At 57.6% G+C, this 21,199-nt stretch carries 22 protein-coding genes and 1 tRNA gene; 17 read left to right on the forward strand and 6 right to left on the reverse strand.

All coding sequences use genetic code 11. The annotated features are described in order from the left end of the window. The first annotated feature begins 389 nt into the window (after window positions 1-389). Both AC1DWM_RS06265 and AC1DWM_RS06270 read left to right on the forward strand, forming a co-directional pair. The gene (locus AC1DWM_RS06265; RefSeq protein WP_007944085.1) at window positions 390-1,061 is read left to right on the forward strand and encodes a response regulator; all 672 of its coding nucleotides are present in this window, start codon (window positions 390-392) and stop codon (window positions 1,059-1,061) included. Further along, window positions 1,054-2,442: a sensor histidine kinase gene (locus AC1DWM_RS06270; RefSeq protein WP_223511319.1), complete on the forward strand. Its 1,389-nt coding sequence runs from the start codon at window positions 1,054-1,056 to the stop codon at window positions 2,440-2,442. The genes AC1DWM_RS06265 and AC1DWM_RS06270 overlap by 8 nt, the downstream gene beginning before the upstream one ends. Before the next feature lie 127 nt (window positions 2,443-2,569). Here AC1DWM_RS06270 and AC1DWM_RS06275 read toward each other — a convergent pair whose 3' ends face one another. Next, entirely contained in the window at window positions 2,570-3,391 is an 822-nt protein-coding gene (locus AC1DWM_RS06275) for an HDOD domain-containing protein (RefSeq protein WP_452625284.1), read from the reverse strand. Between the two features lie 35 nt (window positions 3,392-3,426). Then, window positions 3,427-4,368 (reverse strand): CAF17-like 4Fe-4S cluster assembly/insertion protein YgfZ, encoded by a 942-nt coding sequence (gene ygfZ, locus AC1DWM_RS06280; RefSeq protein ID WP_223511323.1) that lies wholly within the window; start codon window positions 4,366-4,368, stop codon window positions 3,427-3,429. Between the two features lie 149 nt (window positions 4,369-4,517). Here ygfZ and AC1DWM_RS06285 point away from each other — a divergent pair, with 149 nt between their 5' ends. Both AC1DWM_RS06285 and AC1DWM_RS06290 read left to right on the forward strand, forming a co-directional pair. Continuing rightward, window positions 4,518-4,772 carry an FAD assembly factor SdhE gene (locus tag AC1DWM_RS06285; protein ID WP_007944081.1) on the forward strand — a complete coding sequence of 85 codons (255 nt, stop codon included), beginning with the start codon at window positions 4,518-4,520 and terminating at the stop codon, window positions 4,770-4,772. Then, window positions 4,756-5,208, forward strand: coding sequence for a protein YgfX (locus AC1DWM_RS06290; RefSeq protein WP_223511325.1), 453 nt, complete (start codon window positions 4,756-4,758; stop codon window positions 5,206-5,208). The genes AC1DWM_RS06285 and AC1DWM_RS06290 overlap by 17 nt, the downstream gene beginning before the upstream one ends. Here AC1DWM_RS06290 and nadB read toward each other — a convergent pair. After that, a complete protein-coding gene (nadB, locus tag AC1DWM_RS06295) occupies window positions 5,177-6,793 on the reverse strand; it encodes an L-aspartate oxidase (protein ID WP_223511327.1) in 1,617 nt (538 codons plus the stop codon). The genes AC1DWM_RS06290 and nadB overlap by 32 nt on opposite strands. A gap of 555 nt (window positions 6,794-7,348) precedes the next feature. On the opposite strand from nadB, the gene rpoE reads away from it, so the two are divergent. From rpoE to AC1DWM_RS06315, 4 genes are all read left to right on the forward strand, one after another. After that, the gene (rpoE, locus tag AC1DWM_RS06300; RefSeq protein WP_007944079.1) at window positions 7,349-7,930 is read left to right on the forward strand and encodes an RNA polymerase sigma factor RpoE/AlgU; all 582 of its coding nucleotides are present in this window, start codon (window positions 7,349-7,351) and stop codon (window positions 7,928-7,930) included. Between the two features lie 30 nt (window positions 7,931-7,960). Next, window positions 7,961-8,548, forward strand: a complete 588-nt coding sequence (locus tag AC1DWM_RS06305; RefSeq protein ID WP_223511329.1) for a sigma-E factor negative regulatory protein — start codon at window positions 7,961-7,963, stop codon at window positions 8,546-8,548. 8 nt (window positions 8,549-8,556) lie between these two features. Then, window positions 8,557-9,513 (forward strand): MucB/RseB C-terminal domain-containing protein, encoded by a 957-nt coding sequence (locus AC1DWM_RS06310; protein WP_223511330.1) that lies wholly within the window; start codon window positions 8,557-8,559, stop codon window positions 9,511-9,513. 182 nt (window positions 9,514-9,695) lie between these two features. After that, window positions 9,696-11,123, forward strand: a complete 1,428-nt coding sequence (locus AC1DWM_RS06315) for a DegQ family serine endoprotease (protein WP_223511331.1) — start codon at window positions 9,696-9,698, stop codon at window positions 11,121-11,123. 74 nt (window positions 11,124-11,197) lie between these two features. On the opposite strand, the gene AC1DWM_RS06320 is transcribed toward AC1DWM_RS06315, so the two are convergent. Beyond that, on the reverse strand, window positions 11,198-12,631 hold the full coding sequence (locus tag AC1DWM_RS06320) for a M48 family metalloprotease (protein WP_223511332.1): 1,434 nt from the start codon (window positions 12,629-12,631) through the stop codon (window positions 11,198-11,200). Window positions 12,632-12,728: 97 nt separating this feature from the next. On the opposite strand from AC1DWM_RS06320, the gene AC1DWM_RS06325 reads away from it, so the two are divergent. Both AC1DWM_RS06325 and AC1DWM_RS06330 read left to right on the forward strand, forming a co-directional pair. Continuing rightward, on the forward strand, window positions 12,729-12,968 hold the full coding sequence (locus AC1DWM_RS06325) for a sulfurtransferase TusA family protein (protein ID WP_020300476.1): 240 nt from the start codon (window positions 12,729-12,731) through the stop codon (window positions 12,966-12,968). 31 nt (window positions 12,969-12,999) lie between these two features. Further along, window positions 13,000-14,070, forward strand: a complete 1,071-nt coding sequence (locus tag AC1DWM_RS06330) for an AI-2E family transporter (protein ID WP_223511333.1) — start codon at window positions 13,000-13,002, stop codon at window positions 14,068-14,070. A gap of 137 nt (window positions 14,071-14,207) precedes the next feature. Here AC1DWM_RS06330 and AC1DWM_RS06335 read toward each other — a convergent pair whose 3' ends face one another. Both AC1DWM_RS06335 and AC1DWM_RS06340 read right to left on the reverse strand, forming a co-directional pair. Further along, a complete protein-coding gene (locus AC1DWM_RS06335; protein WP_477794834.1) occupies window positions 14,208-14,681 on the reverse strand; it encodes a peroxiredoxin in 474 nt (157 codons plus the stop codon). A 10-nt stretch (window positions 14,682-14,691) separates the two neighbouring features. Next, window positions 14,692-15,252 (reverse strand): glycine cleavage system transcriptional repressor, encoded by a 561-nt coding sequence (locus AC1DWM_RS06340; protein ID WP_027925530.1) that lies wholly within the window; start codon window positions 15,250-15,252, stop codon window positions 14,692-14,694. A 327-nt stretch (window positions 15,253-15,579) separates the two neighbouring features. On the opposite strand from AC1DWM_RS06340, the gene dapA reads away from it, so the two are divergent. From dapA to AC1DWM_RS06375, 7 genes are all read left to right on the forward strand, one after another. Beyond that, on the forward strand, window positions 15,580-16,458 hold the full coding sequence (gene dapA, locus AC1DWM_RS06345) for a 4-hydroxy-tetrahydrodipicolinate synthase (protein ID WP_223511335.1): 879 nt from the start codon (window positions 15,580-15,582) through the stop codon (window positions 16,456-16,458). 17 nt (window positions 16,459-16,475) lie between these two features. Continuing rightward, window positions 16,476-17,591 (forward strand): outer membrane protein assembly factor BamC, encoded by a 1,116-nt coding sequence (gene bamC, locus AC1DWM_RS06350; RefSeq protein WP_223511336.1) that lies wholly within the window; start codon window positions 16,476-16,478, stop codon window positions 17,589-17,591. Window positions 17,592-17,595: 4 nt separating this feature from the next. After that, window positions 17,596-18,354, forward strand: a complete 759-nt coding sequence (locus AC1DWM_RS06355; protein WP_223511337.1) for an MBL fold metallo-hydrolase — start codon at window positions 17,596-17,598, stop codon at window positions 18,352-18,354. Window positions 18,355-18,382: 28 nt separating this feature from the next. Next, window positions 18,383-19,096: a phosphoribosylaminoimidazolesuccinocarboxamide synthase gene (gene purC / locus AC1DWM_RS06360; protein WP_007944067.1), complete on the forward strand. Its 714-nt coding sequence runs from the start codon at window positions 18,383-18,385 to the stop codon at window positions 19,094-19,096. An 83-nt stretch (window positions 19,097-19,179) separates the two neighbouring features. After that, window positions 19,180-19,269 (forward strand) — tRNA-Ser (locus tag AC1DWM_RS06365). Between the two features lie 743 nt (window positions 19,270-20,012). Beyond that, the gene (locus AC1DWM_RS06370; protein ID WP_477794835.1) at window positions 20,013-20,681 is read left to right on the forward strand and encodes a hypothetical protein; all 669 of its coding nucleotides are present in this window, start codon (window positions 20,013-20,015) and stop codon (window positions 20,679-20,681) included. Between the two features lie 116 nt (window positions 20,682-20,797). Continuing rightward, complete coding sequence (locus tag AC1DWM_RS06375) at window positions 20,798-21,175, forward strand: Rap1a/Tai family immunity protein (protein ID WP_477794836.1); 378 nt, start codon at window positions 20,798-20,800, stop codon at window positions 21,173-21,175. The last annotated feature ends 24 nt before the right edge of the window (window positions 21,176-21,199 follow it).

Genomic DNA, 21,199 nt, shown 5'->3' on the forward strand with positions numbered 1-21,199 from the left:
GTCTCCATGGGAGTTTTTGTTTTTGGGGATGTTTCAGGTGCGGCGGTTTCGCGTCGTGCAGCCGGCAACGGCGCTGGCAAGCGTAAACGACGGGATTCTGGGGAAAAGGTGGGACGGGCAAGCCTGAAGCTGCGTAGACAGCATGGTGCAGTACCTCATTTATTGTTCTTATTGACGAAAACGCGTCATGGCGTTTTTCGGGAGCTACATTTCAAAGCACTATTGGAGGGTCTGCATTCGAAACCATCCGTGGGCCGACTCTAACGGGCCAACCTTTCACTAACCTTTCAGCAGGCTTTCACGGTTTACAGGCTTCACAGCAGCGGATGCGGCTGTAAACTTCGCGCCAAAGAATGGCGTCGACCATCCCCTGAATGAGGTAAAGATCCATGCGTGTTCTGCTCGTCGAAGACCACTTGCAGCTTGCCGAAAGTGTCGCCCAGGCGCTCAAGAGCACCGGGCTGACGGTGGACGTGCTGCACGATGGCGTGGCTGCAGACCTGGCCTTGAGCAGCGAGGAATACGCCATGGCCATTCTCGATGTCGGCCTGCCGCGCATGGACGGTTTTGAAGTGCTCGCGCGCTTGCGCTCCCGGGGGAAAAACCTTCCGGTGCTGATGTTGACCGCGCGTAGCGACGTCAAGGATCGGGTCCATGGCCTGAACCTTGGTGCTGACGATTACCTGGCCAAACCCTTTGAACTGACCGAACTCGAAGCGCGGGTCAAAGCTTTGTTGCGCCGCAGTGTGCTGGGCGGTGAACGTCAGCAGCGCTGCGGTGTGCTGGCCTATGATCTGGACACCCGGCGCTTCACCCTCGGGGAAGAATTGCTGACCCTGACCTCGCGTGAACAGGCCGTTCTCGAGGCGCTGATCGCCCGGCCCGGACGGGTGATGAGCAAAGAGCAACTGGCCTCCCAGGTGTTCGGTCTGGACGAAGAAGCCAGCCCTGACGCGATCGAAATCTACGTGCATCGCTTACGCAAAAAACTCGACGGCCAACCGGTCGCGATCGTGACCTTCCGCGGTCTTGGCTACTTGCTGGAAAGCCGCGATGCATAAGCCCAGCAGCCTGCGCTGGCGGTTGCTGTGGAACCTCGCGCTGTTGCTGGTGGTGTTAATGCTTGCCAGCGGTTTGAGCGCGTACTGGAATGGTCGCGAAGCGGCCGACACCGCCTATGACCGCACTTTGCTGGCGTCGGCGCGAACCATTGCGGCGGGTGTCACCCAGCGTGACGGCACGCTCAGTGCCGACGTGCCCTACGTGGCGCTGGATACGTTTGCCTACGACAGTGCGGGGCGAATCTTTTACCTGGTCAATGACATTCACCAGAATTTGATTTCCGGTTACGAAAACCTTCCCGCACCACCTCCCGGAACGCCGCGCACCGATGACTACCCGGCGTTGGCACGGTTTTACAACGCCACGTATCGCGGGCAGAACGTGCGGGTGGTCAGCCTGCTCAAACCGGTCAGCGAGCCGAATATGAATGGTATGGCGGAAATTCGCGTTGCGGAAACCGATGAGGCACGGGTCAGCATGGCGCGCAGCCTGGCGGCGGATACGTTGCTGCGGCTGGGCATGCTGGCGATTGGCGCGCTGCTGTTGGTGTGGTTTGCGGTGAGTGCGGCGTTGCGCCCGCTGGAACGCTTGCGCACGGCAGTGGAAGAGCGCCAGTCGGATGATCTGCGGCCATTGCCGTTGGTGGAAGTGCAACACGAGTTGTGGCCGCTGGTCCGCGCGCTCAATCACTTTACCGAGCGGCTGCGCGAGCAGTTCGAGCGTCAGGCTCAGTTCATCGCCGATGCCGCCCATGAACTGCGTACGCCGTTGGCGGCGCTCAAGGCGCGGCTTGAGCTTGGCCTGCGGGCGAGTGAGCCCGAAACCTGGCGCAACACCCTGGAAACTGCTGCCCAGGGCACGGATAGATTGACGCATTTGGCCAATCAATTGCTGTCGCTGGCACGGGTCGAAAACGGTGCCCGAGCCATTGCCGAGGGCGGGGCGCAGTTGCTGGATTTGAGTCAGTTGGCGCGGGAGTTGGGCATGGCCATGGCGCCGCTGGCCCACGCACGCGGTGTTGCCCTAGCACTGGAAGCGGACGAGCCGGTGTGGCTGCGCGGTGAACCGACGCTGCTGAACGAACTGCTGAGTAATCTGGTGGATAACGCACTGGCCCATACACCGTCGGGCGGCAATGTGATTCTGCGGGTCACTGCACCGGCGGTCCTGGAGGTTGAGGACGACGGGCCGGGGATTCCGGTTGAAGAGCGGGAGCGGGTGTTCGAGCGCTTTTACCGACGTAATCAGCAGGTGGCCGGGTCGGGACTGGGGTTGGCGATTGTTGGCGAAATCTGCCGCGCGCATCTGGCGCAGATCAGCCTGCATGATGGTGAGACGAAGGGGTTGAAGGTTCGGGTGAGTTTTATTGCCGGTGAATGATGGTGCCTGTTTTGGCCCCATCGTCGGAACGCCGCCCGGAGCCGGCTCGCTCCCACAGGGATCTTCCGTGTTACGGAGATCCATTGTGGGAGCGAGCCTGCTCGCGATGGCAGCGACACGGTCTCGGCTAGTAAAACATCGACCGCGATTCTTCCAGATCCCGGCACATCGCCTCGTTCTGCGGATCGATCCCCAGCTTCTTGAACGACGGCACGTTGAACACATCGATTCGAGCCAGCGGATGATCGGTATCCTTGTGGCAATACAGACTGGCCACTTGCACCAGATCGACATAATCAATCCGGTCAGACTCCCGCTTGAAGTCCAGGTATTGCCCTGGCACCTTCACCAGTTTCTCCGGAAACTCCCAAACCCTGAGCAGTTTGTCGCCGATCAACGGATGAATCTGATCGATCACATGGTTGAGGCTGACCGGGTCAGAAAGCAGCTGATAGTGGTCTTCGGCGTAGGTCAGAATCGGCAACACGCCGATCTGATGCACCAGACCACCGAGGGCGGCCTGGTCGGGTTTGAGTTGTGTGTAATGGCGGCACAAGGCATAGCTGACCCCGGCGATTTCCAGGCTTTTGCGCCAGACATCGCGCATTTTCTGTTGCACCACCTCGGAGCGGGCGTGGAAAATCTGTTCCATCACCAGGCCGATCGCCAGGTTGCTGCTGTAGTTGACGCCCAGTCGCGTGATCGCCGTGTGCAGGTCGTTCACCTCTTGAGTCGCACGCAGCAGCGGGCTGTTGACCACTTTGATCAGGCGCGCCGATAACGCCGTATCGCGGCCGATCACTTTGCTCAGTGTACTGACACTGATTTCCGGGTCTTCGGCGGCCTTGCGAATCTGCATGGCCACTTCCGGTAATGTTGGCAGAACCAGGTCATCGTTATCGATGGCCTCAACCAAATCCTGTTGGACCTTTTCCGCCAGATCGTTCATTTCGTTTCTCTAGGGTGTTGCAACAAATGCTGCGGTTAACGCTGGATTTCGCGGTCGCGATCCAGTGAGTAAGGCAGGTCGAGCAAGTTCAGGGCTGGTCCTTCGAGAGTGCCGAGATGAATGTCACCACCCTCAGCTGCTTCGGCTTGCAGCACGGCCAGGAGTTCAATGTGTTGTTCCGCGTTGGCCGCCAGGACCACTTCGCCGATGGAACTGCCATGGGACGGGGAAAACAGCGGTGTGCCGGGGGCGGGCAGTGCGCTGGCATCGAGGGTCAGACGATACAAGCGGCGCTTGAGTTTGCCCAGGTACTGCATGCGCGCGACGATTTCCTGGCCGGTGTAGCAGCCTTTCTTGAAGCTCACGCCACCGACGGCTTGCAGATTGAGCATCTGCGGGATGAACAGTTCACGTGTCTCTGGCATGACCTGACCGATCCCTGCGCGGATCTGGCCCAGTAGCCATTGGTTCAGATTGCCTTCGGGCAACATGGCGGTCAGCTTGCCTTTGATGGCATCGGCCTGATCAGCGGCGACCCACAGTTCAGCGCGATCCGGTGAAACGCGGATGGCGATCAGACCTTCATGACGCACGACACTGTCGGTGTCTGCCAGCAACTCAAGACCGAGGCTGCTCAGCGCGGCATCGCCATGATCAAGGCCGAAGCGGACCCAGGCGACGCTTTCGTCGGTCAGTTTGGATTTGGAGAACACGGCGTACTTTTTCAGGTCCGCCAACTGCGGTTCCAGCAGCTCGGTGGCCATCGCCATCAAAACGCCGTCGCCTTCCAGCAGAATGCGGAAACTCGACTGCATCCGGCCTTTTTGCGTGCAACGGGCGCCCAGACTGGCCTGGGTATCGCTCAGGTAATTGAGGTTGCAGGTCAATTGGCCTTGCAGGAATTTGCCGGCATCCGCGCCGCGGACCGCCAGAACGCCTTCGTGAGACAGGGTGCAGAAAAAAGCAGAATCGGCCATGGGTCATCGCAGGGTAAAGAGTCTGGGGGACATCATAAGGGGGCGACCATGAAATGGGTAGTTCACAAAAGGTCGGCAGTGCCCGACCAAAGCTGACTGTTCGACGCTGCCCGGGGCTGTATACTTGCCGCCTATTTGAGGAGCGCTCCATGGTCGAAGATGTTGAACTGAATCGCCTCTACTGGCACAGCCGCCGCGGCATGCTTGAGCTGGACGTATTGCTGGTGCCGTTTGTAAAAGAGGTCTACCCGCACCTCAATGATGTCGACCGCGATTGCTACCGCAAGCTGCTTGAGTGCGAAGATCAGGACATGTTCGGCTGGTTCATGGAACGCGCCGAATCCGAAGATCCGGAGCTTCAGCGCATGGTTCGCATGATCCTGGATCGTGTCCAGCCCAAGTAATACGTTCGAATGCCGCTGGCATGCCTCTCGGCAGTTGCTGGCGGCGTATCTCCTGGCCCAGCTATTCGCGTTGGGTTCGTTGTTTCTTCTGTCTATACCGGTCTGGGCCAGTCTGCTCGGCGCTTTTTGCTGTCTGGCGCATGGCGTTTGGGTATTGCCGCGTCAGGTTTTGCTGACACACCCACAGGCATTTCGCGGCTTGCGACGCGACGCCGAGGGTTGGCAGTTATGGAATCAGGCGCAGGGTTGGCAGCCGGTGCAGCTGCGCCCGGACAGCCTCGCGCTGCCATTGATCGTGGTGCTACGGTTTCGCCTGCGCGGCGAACGGCGGGTCAGATCGATCTGCGTACCCCACGACTCTCAGGCGGCGGATGTGCACCGACGCCTGCGGGTTCGACTTGCGTTCAGTCGACGTAGGTGGGCGGCACCAGAATAGTGTCCAGGGCAACCGGGAGCATATTGGGGTAGTCGAGGGTGTAATGCAGGCCCCGGCTTTCCTTGCGCTCCATGGCGGACTGGATCATCAGTTCTGCTACCTGAGCCAGGTTGCGCAACTCGATCAAATCGCGGCTGACCTTATAGTTGCTGTAGAACTCATCGATTTCGTCCAGCAACAGCTGCACACGGTGCTGGGCCCGTTGCAAGCGTTTGTTGGTGCGCACGATACCGACGTAGTCCCACATGAATCGCCGCAGTTCGTCCCAGTTGTGCGCAATGATCACGTCTTCATCGGAATCGGTGACTTGGCTCGCATCCCAAATGGGCAGCGCGACTGGCATTGGCACGTGCGGCAGCTGTTCAATAATGTCCGCCGCCGCTGAACGGGCGTAGACGAAACACTCCAGCAGCGAGTTGCTGGCCATGCGGTTGGCGCCGTGCAGGCCGGTGAAACTGGTTTCGCCAATGGCATACAGCCCTGGCACGTCGGTGCGGCCGTTCTGATCGACCATCACGCCACCGCAGGTGTAGTGCGCCGCCGGAACCACCGGGATCGGCTGCTTGGTAATGTCGATGGAAAACTCGAGGCAGCGTTCGTACACCGTTGGAAAGTGCGACTTGATGAACGCTTCGGATTTGTGGCTGATGTCCAGATAGACACAGTCGACACCCAAGCGCTTCATTTCATGGTCGATGGCCCGGGCAACAATGTCCCGTGGCGCCAGCTCTGCGCGCGGGTCAAAGCGCTGCATGAACCGTTCACCGTTAGGCAGCTTCAAGTGTGCACCTTCGCCGCGCAGGGCTTCGGTGACCAGGAAGCTTTTTGCCTGTGGGTGGTAAAGGCAGGTGGGGTGGAACTGGTTGAACTCCAGATTCGCTACCCGGCAGCCCGAACGCCAGGCCATGGCGATGCCATCACCGCAGGCGCCGTCCGGGTTGCTGGTATAGAGGTAGACTTTGGCCGCGCCACCGGATGCGAGGATGACGAAGCGTGCGCCGTAGGTGTCGACTTCGCCGGTCCCGCGATTGAGTACATAAGCGCCAAGGCAGCGGTCGCCTTCCAGACCCAGACGTTTTTCGGTGATCAGGTCCACCGCGACGCGCTGTTCCAGCAATTCGATATTAGGCCGTTGTTTTGCCTGGGCCAGCAATGTTCTGAATATCGCGGCGCCCGTGGCATCGGCCGCATGAATGATGCGCCGATGGCTGTGGCCGCCTTCGCGGGTCAGGTGAAACTCGAACCCGCCGTCTTCGGTGCCGGATTGTTCATCGCGGGTAAACGGCACACCTTGGTCGATCAGCCATTGGATCGCTTCTTTGCTGTGTTCGACGGTAAAACGAACAGCGTCTTCATGGCACAGGCCGCCGCCGGCATTGAGGGTGTCATCGACGTGAGACTCGACGGTGTCGGCGTCATCCAGAACGGCTGCGACGCCGCCCTGGGCCCAGAAAGTCGAGCCATTGGCGAGGTCGCCTTTGCTCAGTACCGCGATGCGCAAATGATCGGGCAAGGTCAGCGCAAGACTCAAACCGGCAGCACCGCTGCCAATCACCAGAACATCATGTTGAAACTGTTGGCTCATTTCAGGATTCCGCTCAAAGCGACCCGGGTCGGGGTTGGCGCATGACTGCTGGAACGGCGAGTCAGTCGGCCACACAGCCCACTAGTATATAGAGGGGGGGCGCGGCACAATACCCGAGCGCCTATGGCATTGTGAAACTACTGTGACGGGAAATACCCGACGCTTCGTCGGATGGTTTTTTGGTCGAATCGACGACAAGACGACTGTATCGTCGATTTAACAGTATTTTTCTATTCACGGTTGCACAATCTCGGTGCCGTCCATTTATAAATATGGAACTTTTGCCAAAGGCCCAAGATCAATAGACGGTTGCCAGATTCAAGGGACAGTGTCGGCTTCAGGGCAGGATCTGTAGTTTGATCCTTGCTGGCGAATCCGATGACAAGATTATTCGCGCAGCCGGGTAAACCGCGCTGCGCTTTTCGTGCGTGCCAAATCAGAGCCCGCAGGAAACTTGCTTGGAGGGGGAGAACTTTTGCGAAAAGCCCGAGTCTATGTTTGCAAGTCTGGTCGTTCAGTTATGCAAGCCTCCTCCGAGCTTATCGAGGAGTGTTCATGCTAACCCAGGAAGAGGATCAGCAGCTGGTCGAGCGCGTTCAACGTGGCGACAAGCGAGCTTTCGATCTGCTAGTGCTGAAATACCAGCACAAAATTCTCGGGTTGATCGTGCGTTTCGTGCACGACACCCATGAAGCCCAGGATGTGGCGCAGGAAGCCTTTATCAAGGCGTACCGAGCGCTTGGAAATTTTCGCGGAGACAGCGCGTTTTACACGTGGCTTTACCGCATCGCCATCAACACGGCGAAAAACTATCTGGTTTCACGCGGTCGTCGGCCGCCGGATAGTGATGTCAGTTCCGAGGATGCAGAGTTCTACGATGGCGATCATGGCCTCAAGGATCTCGAGTCGCCAGAACGTGCGTTGCTGCGGGATGAGATCGAAGGCACCGTCCATCGAACCATTCAGCAACTGCCAGAAGATTTGCGTACGGCTTTAACTTTACGTGAATTTGATGGTCTGAGTTACGAGGACATTGCGGCAGTCATGCAGTGTCCGGTGGGTACCGTGCGCTCCCGGATCTTCCGCGCTCGGGAAGCCATCGATAAAGCCCTGCAGCCGTTGTTGCAGGAAAACTGAGACAGCGGCGATAGCCAAGAGAGGAACGCCATGAGTCGTGAAGCCCTGCAGGAATCGCTGTCCGCAGTGATGGATAACGAAGCGGATGAACTGGAATTGCGTCGGGTATTAAATGCCTTGGACGATGTTGAAACCCGTGAAACCTGGGCTCGTTACCAAATCGCTCGGGCAGTCATGCACAAGGACTTGCTGCTTCCACGCCTGGATATCGCTGCGGCAGTGTCTGCTGCGCTGGCCGACGAAGCTGTGCCGGCAAAAGCCTCCCGTGGTCCATGGCGCAGCCTGGGTCGTCTGGCAGTTGCCGCCTCGGTCACACTTGCTGTACTGGCTGGCGTTCGTTTGTACAATCAGGACGAGATCGCTGGTGTCGAACTGGCTCAGCAATCCAATCAACCAGGTCTGGCCGCTCCTCAGGTTAAAGGCCCAGCTGTATTAGCAGGCTACAATGAGAGTTCGGATGCCACTGGCCCTATGGCCAACGGCGTTTTGCAAGGTCAGCCAGGCTGGCACGATCAGCGTCTGCCAAGCTACTTGCGCCAACATGCTCAACAGGCTGCATTAAAAGGCACTGAAAGTGCGCTGCCATATGCTCGTGCAGCAAGCCTGGAAAACCGTTAAGGAGGATCATGCGCTCCATACCTCTACTTTCGCTTCTACTCGCAGGCTGGTTTGTTGTTCCAGCCCACGCTGATGAGGCCCAGGATTGGTTGACCCGTCTGGGTCAGGCCGAGCAGCAGCAAAGCTTTCACGGTACTTTCGTTTACGAGCGTAACGGTAGTTTTTCTACCCATAACATCTGGCATCGCGTCCAGGATGGCAAAGTCCGCGAGCGTTTACTCCAGCTCGATGGCTCAGCACAGGAAGTCGTGCGCATTGATGGGCATACTCAATGCGTCAGCGGCACCCTGATAGCAGGACTGGGTGATTCGCCCAATTCTGCTGCTCGTGCACTGGATCCACAAAAGTTAAAGAATTGGTATGACCTTGCCGTCATCGGCAAGTCGCGTGTGGCTGGGCGTGCGGCAGTGATTGTTTCGCTGACGCCACGTGATCAGCACCGATACGGTTTTGAGCTTCATCTGGATAAAGAAACCGGCCTGCCGCTCAAGTCATTGTTGCTCAATGACAAAGGGCAGTTGCTGGAGCGATTCCAGTTTACGCAATTGGATACCACCAAGGTGCCGTCTGACAGCGACTTGCAGGCAGGCGACGATTGCAAGGCCGTCACTCTCGACAGTGACAAGGCTTCCGCCATTAAAACGGCTCAAGTCTGGCATTCGGACTGGTTGCCACCTGGTTTCGAGTTGACCAGCAGCAGCGCTCGCAAGGACCCGCAGACCAAAGCTCAGGTCAACAGTCTGATGTATGACGACGGTCTGACGCGTTTCTCGGTATTCCTTGAACCATTGAATGGCGCAACTGTGACGGACACCCGCACACAGTTGGGACCCACTGTCGCTGTATCCCGGCGCCTGACCACGCCTCAAGGCGAAATGATGGTGACCGTGGTCGGTGAGATCCCGATAGGCACTGCTGAACGGATTGCGCTGTCGATGCGCACCGATGCCACTGCAACCAAGTAGTGAGTGAATGTCGAAATGTTTGGTGAACATTTCAATTTGCAAACAATCCTGAATTTTTCTATAGGTTAGAGTTTCACGGCTCTAGCCTTGTTTTGTTGTTTCCGGAACAAAAATACCGGCGTATTGTTCCCGGTGTCCCTTGCTCCATATCGCTCAACCATGCTCGTCGTAACGGGAGCCGTATGTCGATACCACGCTTTAAGTCCTACCTCGCCATTTTTTCCACCGTGCTGATACTTGGTCAGGCGGTCACTGCTCAAGCAGCCGAGTTGCCGGATTTCACCCATATCGTCGAGCAGGCCTCGCCTGCCGTGGTGAACATCAGTACCACACAGAAACTGCCTGACCGCAAAGTGTCCGGGCAAATGCCGGACCTTGAAGGCTTGCCGCCAGCACTGCGCGAGTTCTTTGAAAGGGGCATGCCTCAACAACCGCGTTCGCCACGCGGTGATCGCCAGCGAGAAGCTCAGTCCCTGGGCTCGGGTTTCATCATCTCGCCTGATGGTTATATCCTGACCAACAACCATGTGATTGCCGATGCCGACGAAATCCTCGTGCGTCTCGCTGATCGCAGTGAACTGAAAGCCAAACTGGTCGGCACCGATCCGCGCTCCGACGTGGCGCTGCTGAAGATCGAAGGCAAGGACCTGCCGGTTCTCAAACTCGGTAAATCCCAGGACCTGAAAGCCGGTCAGTGGGTTGTCGCCATCGGTTCGCCGTTTGGTTTCGACCACACCGTGACCCAAGGCATCATCAGCGCCATCGGGCGCAGCCTGCCGAACGAAAACTATGTGCCGTTCATCCAGACCGACGTGCCGATCAATCCGGGTAACTCCGGTGGTCCGCTGTTCAACCTGAATGGCGAAGTGGTCGGGATCAACTCGCAGATCTACACCCGCTCCGGTGGCTTCATGGGCGTATCGTTCGCGATCCCTATCGACGTCGCCATGGATGTTTCCAATCAACTGAAAGATGGCGGCAAAGTCAGCCGTGGCTGGTTGGGCGTGGTGATTCAGGAAGTGAACAAGGACCTGGCCGAGTCGTTTGGTCTTGAGAAACCGGCCGGTGCACTGGTGGCTCAGATCCAGGACGACGGCCCGGCTGCCAAGGGTGGTCTGCAAGTCGGCGACGTCATTCTGAGCATGAACGGCCAGCCGATCATCATGTCAGCCGATTTGCCACACCTGGTGGGCGCGCTGAAGGCGGGCTCCAAGGCCAATCTTGAAGTGATTCGTGAAGGCAAGCGCAAGAATGTCGAGCTAACGGTTGGCGCGATTCCTGACGAAGAAAAAGAAATGGATACGATGCCTAAATCGGGCGTTGAAATCAGCAGTAATCGTTTGGGTGTCTCCGTCGCCGAGCTTTCCGATGAGCAGAAGAAAACCTACGACCTCAAAGGTGGTGTGGTGATCAAGGAAGTTCAGGAAGGCCCTGCATCGCTGATTGGTTTGCAGCCAGGTGATATCATCACTCACCTGAACAACCAGGCCATCGGCTCGAGCAAGGAGTTCACCGACATTGCCAAGGCACTGCCGAAGAACCGTTCGGTTTCGATGCGGGTTCTGCGCCAAGGTCGTGCCAGCTTCATCACCTTCAAACTGGCTGATTAATCCGGTTGTTGGCTGAATAAAAAAACCGCCTCGAAAGAGGCGGTTTTTTTGTGTCCGGCTTTTGAAGCTGAAAGTCAGCCCATCATGTCCTTGATCATGCGCTCCTGTTCCATCAGCTCACGTTGACGTGCATCGATGCGCGAAGACAGAGGGAAGTTGCTGCCGGCCTTACGTTTGGCGAAATCCAGTTGCTGGATGGCCTGGCGAAAGTCGCCGACCAACGCAAAGTACTCCGCGCGAGCCTGATGCAAGCCGATGATGTTGCCCGACAGGCCGCGAGTCTCGGCCACCTGATACCACACGTCGGGATCGTCAGGACGCGACTTGAGCAGACCTTCCAGTGCCTTTTCAGCATCGGCGGTGCGGTCCTGTTTCAGCAGCAAATCGACACGTATCTGATTGAGCGGATAGTTACCGGGGTACTGAGTAAGCATCCGGTCGACGCGAGATTGAGCATCCGGCAGACGATTGTTGGTCATGTCCAGATCGATCTGCGCCAGGTTATAGATGATCTCGTTCGGCGATTTTGCCAACAGCAGCTTGAGGTTCTCCCGAGCCTCATTCAACCGGCCTCCCTTGATTTGGGCAATCGCCAAACCATAGCGTGCGACATCATTTTTCGGGTTTTCATCAAGCAAGGCACGGAAGCGCTTGGCGCCCAGGCCGGGGGTTTCTTCATAGAACAACTGGACTCGTGCACGAATCAGCTGATAACGCATGGTGTCTTCGATGCCACCCGGTGGGGCCTGTTCGGCGCGGTTGCGGGTGTCGGCGATCCGCGACTCGGTAACCGGGTGAGTCATCAAAAATTCCGGCGGTTTGGCGTCGAAGCGGTACTGGCGCGCCAAGCGCTCGAACATGCTCGGCATCGAGCGTGGGTCGTAACCGGCTTTTTCCATATTTACAATGCCGATGCGGTCGGCTTCCTGTTCGTTCTGACGCGAGAAACGCCGTTGCTCCTGAATGGCCGCCGCTTGAGTACCCGCAATGGCCGCAATCCCGGCATTGCCGCCACCGGCTGCCGCAATCACGATCCCGGTCAACAGGGCGGCCATCATCGGTACTTGCATGCGCTGCTGGGCTTCAATGCCACGGGCAAAGTGGCGTTGCGACAAGTGAGCCAGTTCGTGAGCCAGCACCGACGCGTATTCGCCCTCGGTCTGCGCATTGAGGAACAAGCCGCCGTTGACCCCGACAATCCCGCCCGGCGCCGCAAAGGCGTTGAGTTGCGGGCTGTTGATCAGGATGAATTCCAGTCGCCGGTCACTCACCTGGCTGGTTTCCACCAATCGGTAAACGCTGGATTCGACGTAATCCTTGAGTTGTGGATCGTTGAGTTGCGCAACCTGGCTGCGCAACAGTGCCAGCCAGGCACGGCCCAACTGGTATTCCTGTTGCGGCGAGACGATGGCAGAACTGGCGTCGCCAAGTGACGGCAGGTCGTCGGCAAAGCCAGGTGAGGCAAGCAGGCAAGCGAGCGTCAGCAGGGTAGGGCGCAAAAAAGTCATGCACAAAGCCTTAGTCGACAAAGTCCTTACTGTAGCCGGACACTGGGCTTGCGACCAGATATTCTAAGCCTCTCAACCACGTGCCCGGAGAGAAGTAATGACCGACGCTGTAGCCCATGACGCCGAACTGGACGCCAGCGGCCTGAATTGTCCGTTGCCGTTGCTCAAGGCCAAGCTGGAACTCAATCGCCTGGCCAGTGGCGCGGTGCTCAAGGTGATCGCCACGGATGCCGGTTCTCAGCGCGATTTCCGCACCTTTGCCCGATTGGCCGGTCATACGCTGCTTCGTGAAGAAGATGAGGCGGGTGTTTACCGCTACTGGTTAAAAAAAGCCTGAAACCTGCTGCGTTCGTTTCTAAGGAATATTGATGTTCAAAGTGTTACGCGACTGGATTCAGCGCTACTTTTCCGATGAAGAAGCCGTGGTACTGGCTGTGTTGCTGATTCTGGCATTCACCGCCGTACTCACCTTGGGCGGCATGCTTGCGCCGGTATTGGCCGGGATGGTGCTGGCGTATCTCATGCAGGGCCTGGTGGCCACCCTCGAACGCCTGCGCATGCCCGGTGGCGTGGCGGTGGGGCTGGTCTTCGCGCTGTTCATGGGCGCGCTGCTGGTCTTCTTGATTGTCGTGGTGCCGTTGCTCTGGCATCAATTGCTTACGCTGTTCAACGAGTTGCCCGGCATGCTCGCAAAATGGCAGTCGTTGTTATTGCTGTTGCCCGAGCGCTATCCGCATATGGTGTCTGATGAACAGGTATTGCAGTTCATCGAAGTGGCGCGCGGCGAAATCGGCAAGTTCGGGCAGTGGGCGCTGACGTTCTCGTTGTCGAGTCTGCCGCTGCTGGTGAACATCATGATCTACCTCGTTCTGGTGCCGATCCTGGTGTTCTTCTTTCTGAAAGATCGGGAAATGATCGGCCTGTGGGTACGCGGTTACCTGCCCCGTGAGCGGGCACTGATCACCCGAGTCGCTCACGAAATGAACCGGCAGATCGCCAATTACATTCGCGGCAAGGTCATCGAGATTTTCATCTGCGGAGGTGTGACCTATATCGGCTTCGTCGTTCTGGGGCTTAACTACGCGGCGCTGCTGGCCTTGTTGGTGGGCGTGTCGGTGGTGGTGCCGTACGTCGGCACCGTGGTGGTGACCGTGCCGGTCATGCTGATTGCGCTGTTCCAATGGGGCTGGAGCGATCAGTTCATCTACTTGATGGCGGTCTACGGGATTATTCAAGTGCTGGACGGCAACGTGCTAGTGCCATTGCTGTTCTCGGAGGCGGTCAACCTGCACCCGGTCGCGATTATTTGTGCGGTGCTGTTGTTTGGCGGGTTGTGGGGGTTTTGGGGGGTGTTCTTTGCGATTCCGCTGGCGACGCTGTTCAAGGCCGTGCTGGATGCTTGGCCGCGCAAGGAGCCGGAAGTCGCGCCGCTGCTTTAAGCATCATTCTGGAAAATGAGGTGAGGCAAAGGGCCTCTTCGCGAGCAGGCTCGCTCCCACAGATGATTTGTGGTGAACACAAAACCAAGGTGGGACCGAGCCTGCTCGGGAAGGCGTCCGAACAGGCGCCGAAGAGATCAGACTTTGTTTAACGCCTGAGCAGCCGCCAATACCGCATCCACATGCCCCGGCACCTTCACGCCACGCCATTCCTGACGCAACACACCGTTCTTGTCGATCAGGAATGTGCTGCGATCAACGCCCATGTATTCTTTGCCATACAGCTTTTTCAGCTTGATCACATCAAACAGTTGGCAAAGCGCTTCTTCCTTGTCGCTGATCAGCTCAAAGGTGAACGCCTGCTTGGCCTTGAAGTTCTCATGGGACTTGAGGCTGTCACGGGATACGCCGAACACTTCGGTGTTGGCCGCTTTAAAAGCCTCTAGCTGATCGCGAAAGCCCTGGCCTTCAGTGGTGCAGCCTGGCGTGCTGTCCTTCGGGTAGAAGTAAATCACCACCTGCTTGCCTTTAAGGCCCGCGAGGCTGATGGTCTGTCCATTGGTGGCGGGTGCTTCGAAGTCGGCGACCGGTTGGTCGATGGCAACGGCCATGAAAGCTTCCTTACATTGGGTTTTGTGGGCGCCACGGTTCGATCAGGGCATCCAGGTTCAGCGCGTCGGCGAAATCCAGGAACTGATCGCGCAGCCAGCTGATTTGCACGCCGGCCGGCAAGGTCACGGTAAACGTGGCGTTGAGCATGGTGCCGCCTGTCTGTGGCGCCTGATACGTGTCGCAGGTCAGGTTTTCCAGTTCGACGTTGTGGTCCATGAAGAACTGGCACAGTTCATTGATGATGTCCGAGCGATAGGCCGAACTGACATAAGCCACGTAAGGCAGCGCCTGAGGACGATTCTCCAGCGCCGCGCTACGCACCACGTTGACGGTGAATGCATGCTTTTTGGAGAGGCTCGGCAGGCTGCCTTCCAGGCGCGCCAGGGCGTCCCAGCTGCCGGAAATCTCGAGGATCAACGCACTGCACTCGCCATGACGGGTCAGGCGGGAAGTGACCACGGCGCAGCGATTTTCATGGCTGGCGCGGCACAGGACGTTAGTCAGCTCCATGGGGTTGGCGCCGAGGGCACTGATGACAAGGAATTGTTCGCGAACTGTGGGGGTGGACATGCAGCATTCCTAAAGCGATGAGCGGTCGATACGTCAAAAGGCTTTTTTCCGGGAACGAGCCTGCGGATGCGAATTCAGAAAACCCGAGCCACAAGGTTGCAACATGCTCCAGTGAGGCAGGAGCGAGGGGTGGCAACGCTGGATCGGGGCTTGTGATGCCGTAAATGGAGGCTGGAAACTGGCGTACGAGCTTATCAGTACCGATCAAAGTCTGAAGGGTAGCGAAAAGCAGCGCCAAGGGGAATGGCGGCAGCGCAGTACTTCGCTTGTACAAGCATCTTGGCGCCAGTACCATTACGGCTCTCTTTTTCCGGCAGGAGCGGTTGCATGATTGCGGGCAGTATGGTGGCACTGGTCACACCCATGGATGCACAAGGTAATCTCGACTGGGACAGCCTGAGCAAACTGGTGGACTTTCACCTGCAAAACGGCACCCACGCCATTGTGGCGGTCGGCACTACAGGTGAATCGGCCACCCTCGACGTGAACGAGCACATCGAAGTGATTCGTTACGTGGTCAAGCAGGTTGCAGGGCGCATTCCGGTGATCGCCGGGACTGGCGCGAACTCGACTCGCGAAGCTATCGAGCTGACCACCAATGCGAAGAACGCCGGTGCCGACGCTTGCCTGCTGGTGACTCCGTATTACAACAAGCCGACCCAGGAAGGCCTGTACCAGCACTTCAAGGCCATCGCCGAAGCTGTCGATATCCCGCAAATTCTCTACAACGTGCCCGGCCGTACAGCGTGCGACATGCTGACCGAAACCGTGATCCGCCTGTCGACCGTGAAAAACATCATCGGCATCAAGGAAGCCACCGGCGACCTGAGCCGTGCCAAGGCCATCATTGATGGTGTGAGTAAAGATTTCGTGGTGCTATCCGGTGACGACGCCACCGCAGTCGAGCTGATCCTGCTTGGCGGCAAAGGCAACATCTCGGTCACCGCCAACGTTGCGCCGCGCGACATGAGCGACCTGTGCAACGCTGCCCTGAAAGGCGACGCCGTGACCGCTCGCGCGATTCACGAAAAGCTGATGCCACTCAATAAAACCCTGTTTATCGAATCCAACCCTATTCCCGTGAAATGGGCTCTGCATGAAATGGGCTTGATGCCGGACGGTATCCGTCTGCCGCTCACCTGGCTCAGTGCTGCCTGTCACGAACCGCTGCGGCAGGCCATGCGCCAGTCCGGCGTACTGGTTTAATTGAGGAAGTACAACGCATGAAGCGAATGGCCGGACTTTCCGCACTTGCCTTGATTATCTCCAGCACAAGTGGCTGTGGATGGGTCTGGGGCCCGGAAGGTTATTTCCGTGACCGTGGTAGCGATTACCTGGAAGCGCAACAGACTCCACCGATGCAATTGCCAGCGAATATCACAGACGCCAAACGTCTGGACCCGCTGCTGCCGATCCCGCGTAACGTGGCTGATGACACCGCCAAGGGCGAATACGTCGTTCCTCGTCCACAGCCGTTGTCGGCGTCGGTCGATGCCAGTCCTTACTCCCTGCAGAAAGTCGGCGATTCGCGCTCGATCCTGGCGCAAAACCCACCGGCCGAAATCTGGCCAGTGGCTGTGCAGTTCTTCCAGGACAACGGTTTCCGTCTGGATGAACAGCGTCCGCAAACCGGTGAATTCACCACCACCTGGCAACATTCCGACGAACTGTCCGCCGCAATGGCCAAGCGCCTGAGCGCAGCCGGCGTGAGCACCGACAGCCAAACCCGCGTGCGGGTACGTGTCGAGCCGGGCGTGCAGCGCAACACCAGTGAAATCTATGTGGTCAGCGCCGAACGTCCTGCCGGCAGCACTGCCGACGTGGAGTTCACCAACCGTTCGCTCAACACCGGCCTGGACGCGGCACTGACCAACGACATGCTCGCGAGCATGAGCCGCATTTCGGAGAAGGGCGGTTCGGTCTCCATGCTGGCTTCGCGTGATTTCGATACACCAAGTCGTGTCAGCCTGAGCGAAGACGGTAGCGGCAACCCGGTTCTGAACGTCGGCACCGACCTGGATCGTGCCTGGTCGAGCGTCGGTCGTGCGCTGGAACAGGGCGAATGGCGCGTTGAAGACATCAACCGCAGCCTGGGCCTGTACTACATCAACTTGTCTGAAAAAGCCGAGAATAAAGACGATAAGCCTGGTTTCTTAAGCAGCCTGTTCGGCACCGCGCCGAGCAAGGAAGAAGTGGAAGCCCGTGCCGAGCGTTATCAGGTTCGCCTGAGCAAGGTCGGCGAAAACGTCCAGGTCACCGTCGAGAAGAACATCAACACCGTTGCACCGGCAGACGTGGCGCGCAAAGTGTTGAGCGAGATTCAGGACAAACTGGGCTGATCACATGCGTTTTGCCGTTCTCGGCAGCGGTAGCCAAGGGAACGGCACGCTGATAGCCAGCGATGATACGTATGTGCTGGTGGATTGTGGTTTCTCCCTGCGAGAAACCGAAAAACGCCTGCTGCGCCTGGGTGTAAACCCTGCGCAGCTGAGCGCGATACTCGTGACCCACGAACATGCCGACCACGTGCATGGCGTGGGTTTGCTGTCTCGGCGCTACAATCTGCCTGTGTACCTCAGTCGCGGGACCCTGCGCGGGATGCGCAAACCGATTGAACCGGCTGGCCTGTTGGCCGGCGGCGAGCAACTGCAGATCGGCGCTCTGAGCATCGGTGTCATTGCCGTGGCCCATGATGCACAGGAGCCGACGCAATACGTCTTCAGCGACGGTGAGCGGCGCTTCGGCCTGTTGACCGACCTGGGCTCGTATTGCAACAAGGTGCTGGATGGCTATCGGGACCTCGATGCGTTGATGATCGAGTCCAACCATTGCCGTGACATGCTGGCTCGCGGTCATTACCCGTACTTTCTGAAGCAGCGGGTGGGCGGTGAATTGGGACATTTGAACAACCACCAGGCGGCATTCCTGGTGTCCGAGTTGGGCTGGCAAGGCCTGCAACACCTGGTCCTGGCCCATCTGAGCAGCAAGAACAACCTGCCGCAGCTGGCCCGGCAATGTTTTGTCGACACCCTCGGGTGCGATCCGGACTGGCTGCAACTGGCCGATCAAGATTCAGGGCTCGACTGGCGACACATCGCCTAGCCCACCTACTTAGCAAGCGGAGCCCATCATGGAAAAACGTGAAGAACTCTACCGCGGCAAAGCCAAATCGGTTTACAAGACCGACGACGCTAACCGCTTGATCCTGCTGTTTCGCAACGACACCTCGGCGTTCGACGGCAAACGTATCGAGCAGCTTGACCGCAAAGGCATGGTGAACAACAAGTTCAACGCCTTCATCATGCAGAAACTCGAAGCTGCCGGCGTGCCGACCCAGTTCGACAAACTGCTGGGCGACAACGAATGCCTGGTGAAAAAACTCGACATGATCCCGGTCGAGTGCGTTGTGCGTAACTACGCCGCCGGTAGCCTGGTCAAGCGCCTGGGCGTCGAAGAAGGCATGAAGCTCAATCCTTACACCTTCGAACTGTTCCTGAAGGACGACGCCAAGGGCGACCCGTTCATCAACGAATCCCACGTCGTGGCCTTCGGTTGGGGCACTGCCGAGCAACTGGTTCGCATGAAAGAACTGTCGCTCAAGGTCAACGAAGTCCTGAGCAAACTGTTCGACGACGCCGGCCTGCTGCTGGTCGACTTCAAACTCGAATTCGGCGTATTCCACGACGGCTCCATCGTCCTGGGCGACGAATTCAGCCCGGACGGCTGCCGCCTGTGGGACAAGGCCACCGGCAAGAAAATGGACAAGGACCGCTTCCGTCAGGGCCTCGGTGACGTCATCGAAGCCTACGAAGAAGTCGCCAATCGTCTGGGCGTACCGCTTTAATCGACGCAAGCATCTGATAGCACGGAAAAATTTCGCTTAGGGGGTTCGCTTCCTGCGAAAGTGTTGTTATKATGCGCGCCGTTGGAGAGATGCCAGAGTGGCCGAATGGGACGGATTCGAAATCCGTTGTACCTTCACCGGTACCTAGGGTTCGAATCCCTATCTCTCCGCCATTATTCAGAAAGCCTCGTAAGTAGTTGATTTACGGGGCTTTTTTGTGTCTGTGTGTTTTTTGATTCTACTACTCATTTCTACTATTCACCCCCCCGAAAAACAGTTGGCGCTAGCTGACAAGCGCCGCGTGGTTTTTGCTGGAAAATCCCTCAGGGGATAGCAGCATTGCTCGACGCCTGACGTTTGTATGGCAGCGGTTGCCCCAATCTTTCGACAAATCCCCCAGCTCAATACCATCACAGCCGATCAGCTAGGGGGCGTTCTCAATTAGTTTTCCCGCCGCGTTGTCGCCTTAAAGCGGGCCAGGCAAGGCGCAGGCCGCTGGTAATGGTTGTTCCCTTTCCAAGGCCTGCAACGCAGGCTGGCCCGCTTTAAGGCACAGCCCGAAGGGGCGGGCCTGCTGCTGTGCAGGGCTGTGTTGCTCGAAGCTTATTAGGAATGACCAAACCACGCTTCTCGCGCCTTGCCCTGCACAACAGCAGACCCGGCGCGGCGTGAAAACTAATTGAGAACGCCCCCTAGTCAATGGTCGATTGATTTGGCTCTTTTACTGCTGCTACAGCACTCAATTAGGCGTTGTCATACCCACAGGGTGTCCAGAAAGCCCCCTAATGGGGACCACACTATCGGAGCAAGCGTAGCTCTAGGTCAACGGAGTGATTTTGTTCACCATGCCCGGATGGACATCATCTTGACGTTTCAGTAGCGTCCGCGACACCCCCCCCAAATATCAGGTGCAACAGTGGACCGTCTGTTCAAGTACCTTCCTTCCAAATACTTGGATGCCTTCGTCGGCAAGGGCGAAGTCCTCTTCCGCTCACTGTCGTATTACAGCAACTACGAGGAAATGCAGGTTCGCGGTGATCGAAACGAAGGCAAGCGAGTTTTCAAACCGGTTGGTGGCCTCGAACTGACGAACACGACAACTGGCAAAACATCGCAGCTTCACGGGACGTTCGAATCAACCGTTCGTGACCGTGAAATTTTCGTCTTCTGCATGAGCAAAGTGTTCTCACCGGAGCTGGCAAGGGAATTCAAATCTGATGTCTGCGTTGAGATTGCAGAGCCTGCATACCTGATTGCTCAAATCCGATCGGCATTACGGCTTCGTAAATGGGTGAAACAAGGCCGTTTGTTGCACGACTCGGTGGATTACTACTCACCGGAAACAGAGCCGCTGGCTGAGTGGGCAGTACCTGAACGGATGGTCATGAGGAAGACCATCGACTACACGGATCAAGCTGAATACCGACTTGCCTTTGCCCGTGGGAATGCACTTCAGGTAGAGAACGTAGTGACTCAGATTAAGACAGGCGAAGACATCATCGAGCCCACGCTGGACGGACACCCTGAGCACGTACTCAAGCTGGGTAGTCTGAAGAAGCTGTGTAGGGTGCATCGCATCGAATAGCGCAGATTGATGTCGCGTGAGTCACGGGGTTTTGCACTCAGTTGAGCGTATGGCGTGATGGCACACCAGCCATAGCTACCGGTAACATCGTGCCACCACACATCGAGAGAATCATCATGAAGGCATGGATTGGAGTGGTTGCACTGGCAGGGACATTGGCAAGCTGGACGGTCGTGGCAGCAGATAGCAGTGATGGTAATCAGCTAATTACGGAGTGTGCGAATGCCGTCAAAGCCGCGGACGGGGCAAAGCTTGATGACTATTATGACGCCGGTTACTGCCTGGGTCTGACACAGGGTGTCCGGCAGGCCATGAGGCTCCTCAACGAAGAACTCCCAACAACGTACCAAACTTGTTTTCCCGGTGGCACTACTAACGGGCAAGGGATGCGTATCGTGTTGAAGTACCTCCAAGACCACCCTGAGCAGCTACAAGAAGACGCTGTCAGTCTTGTTTACTTAGCATACAAAACTGCCTACCCCTGCAAGAAGTGAGCAAGACCGGTTTCCACAGAGCTG

The sequence above is a fragment of the Pseudomonas sp. P4_C8 genome, assembly GCF_056401975.1.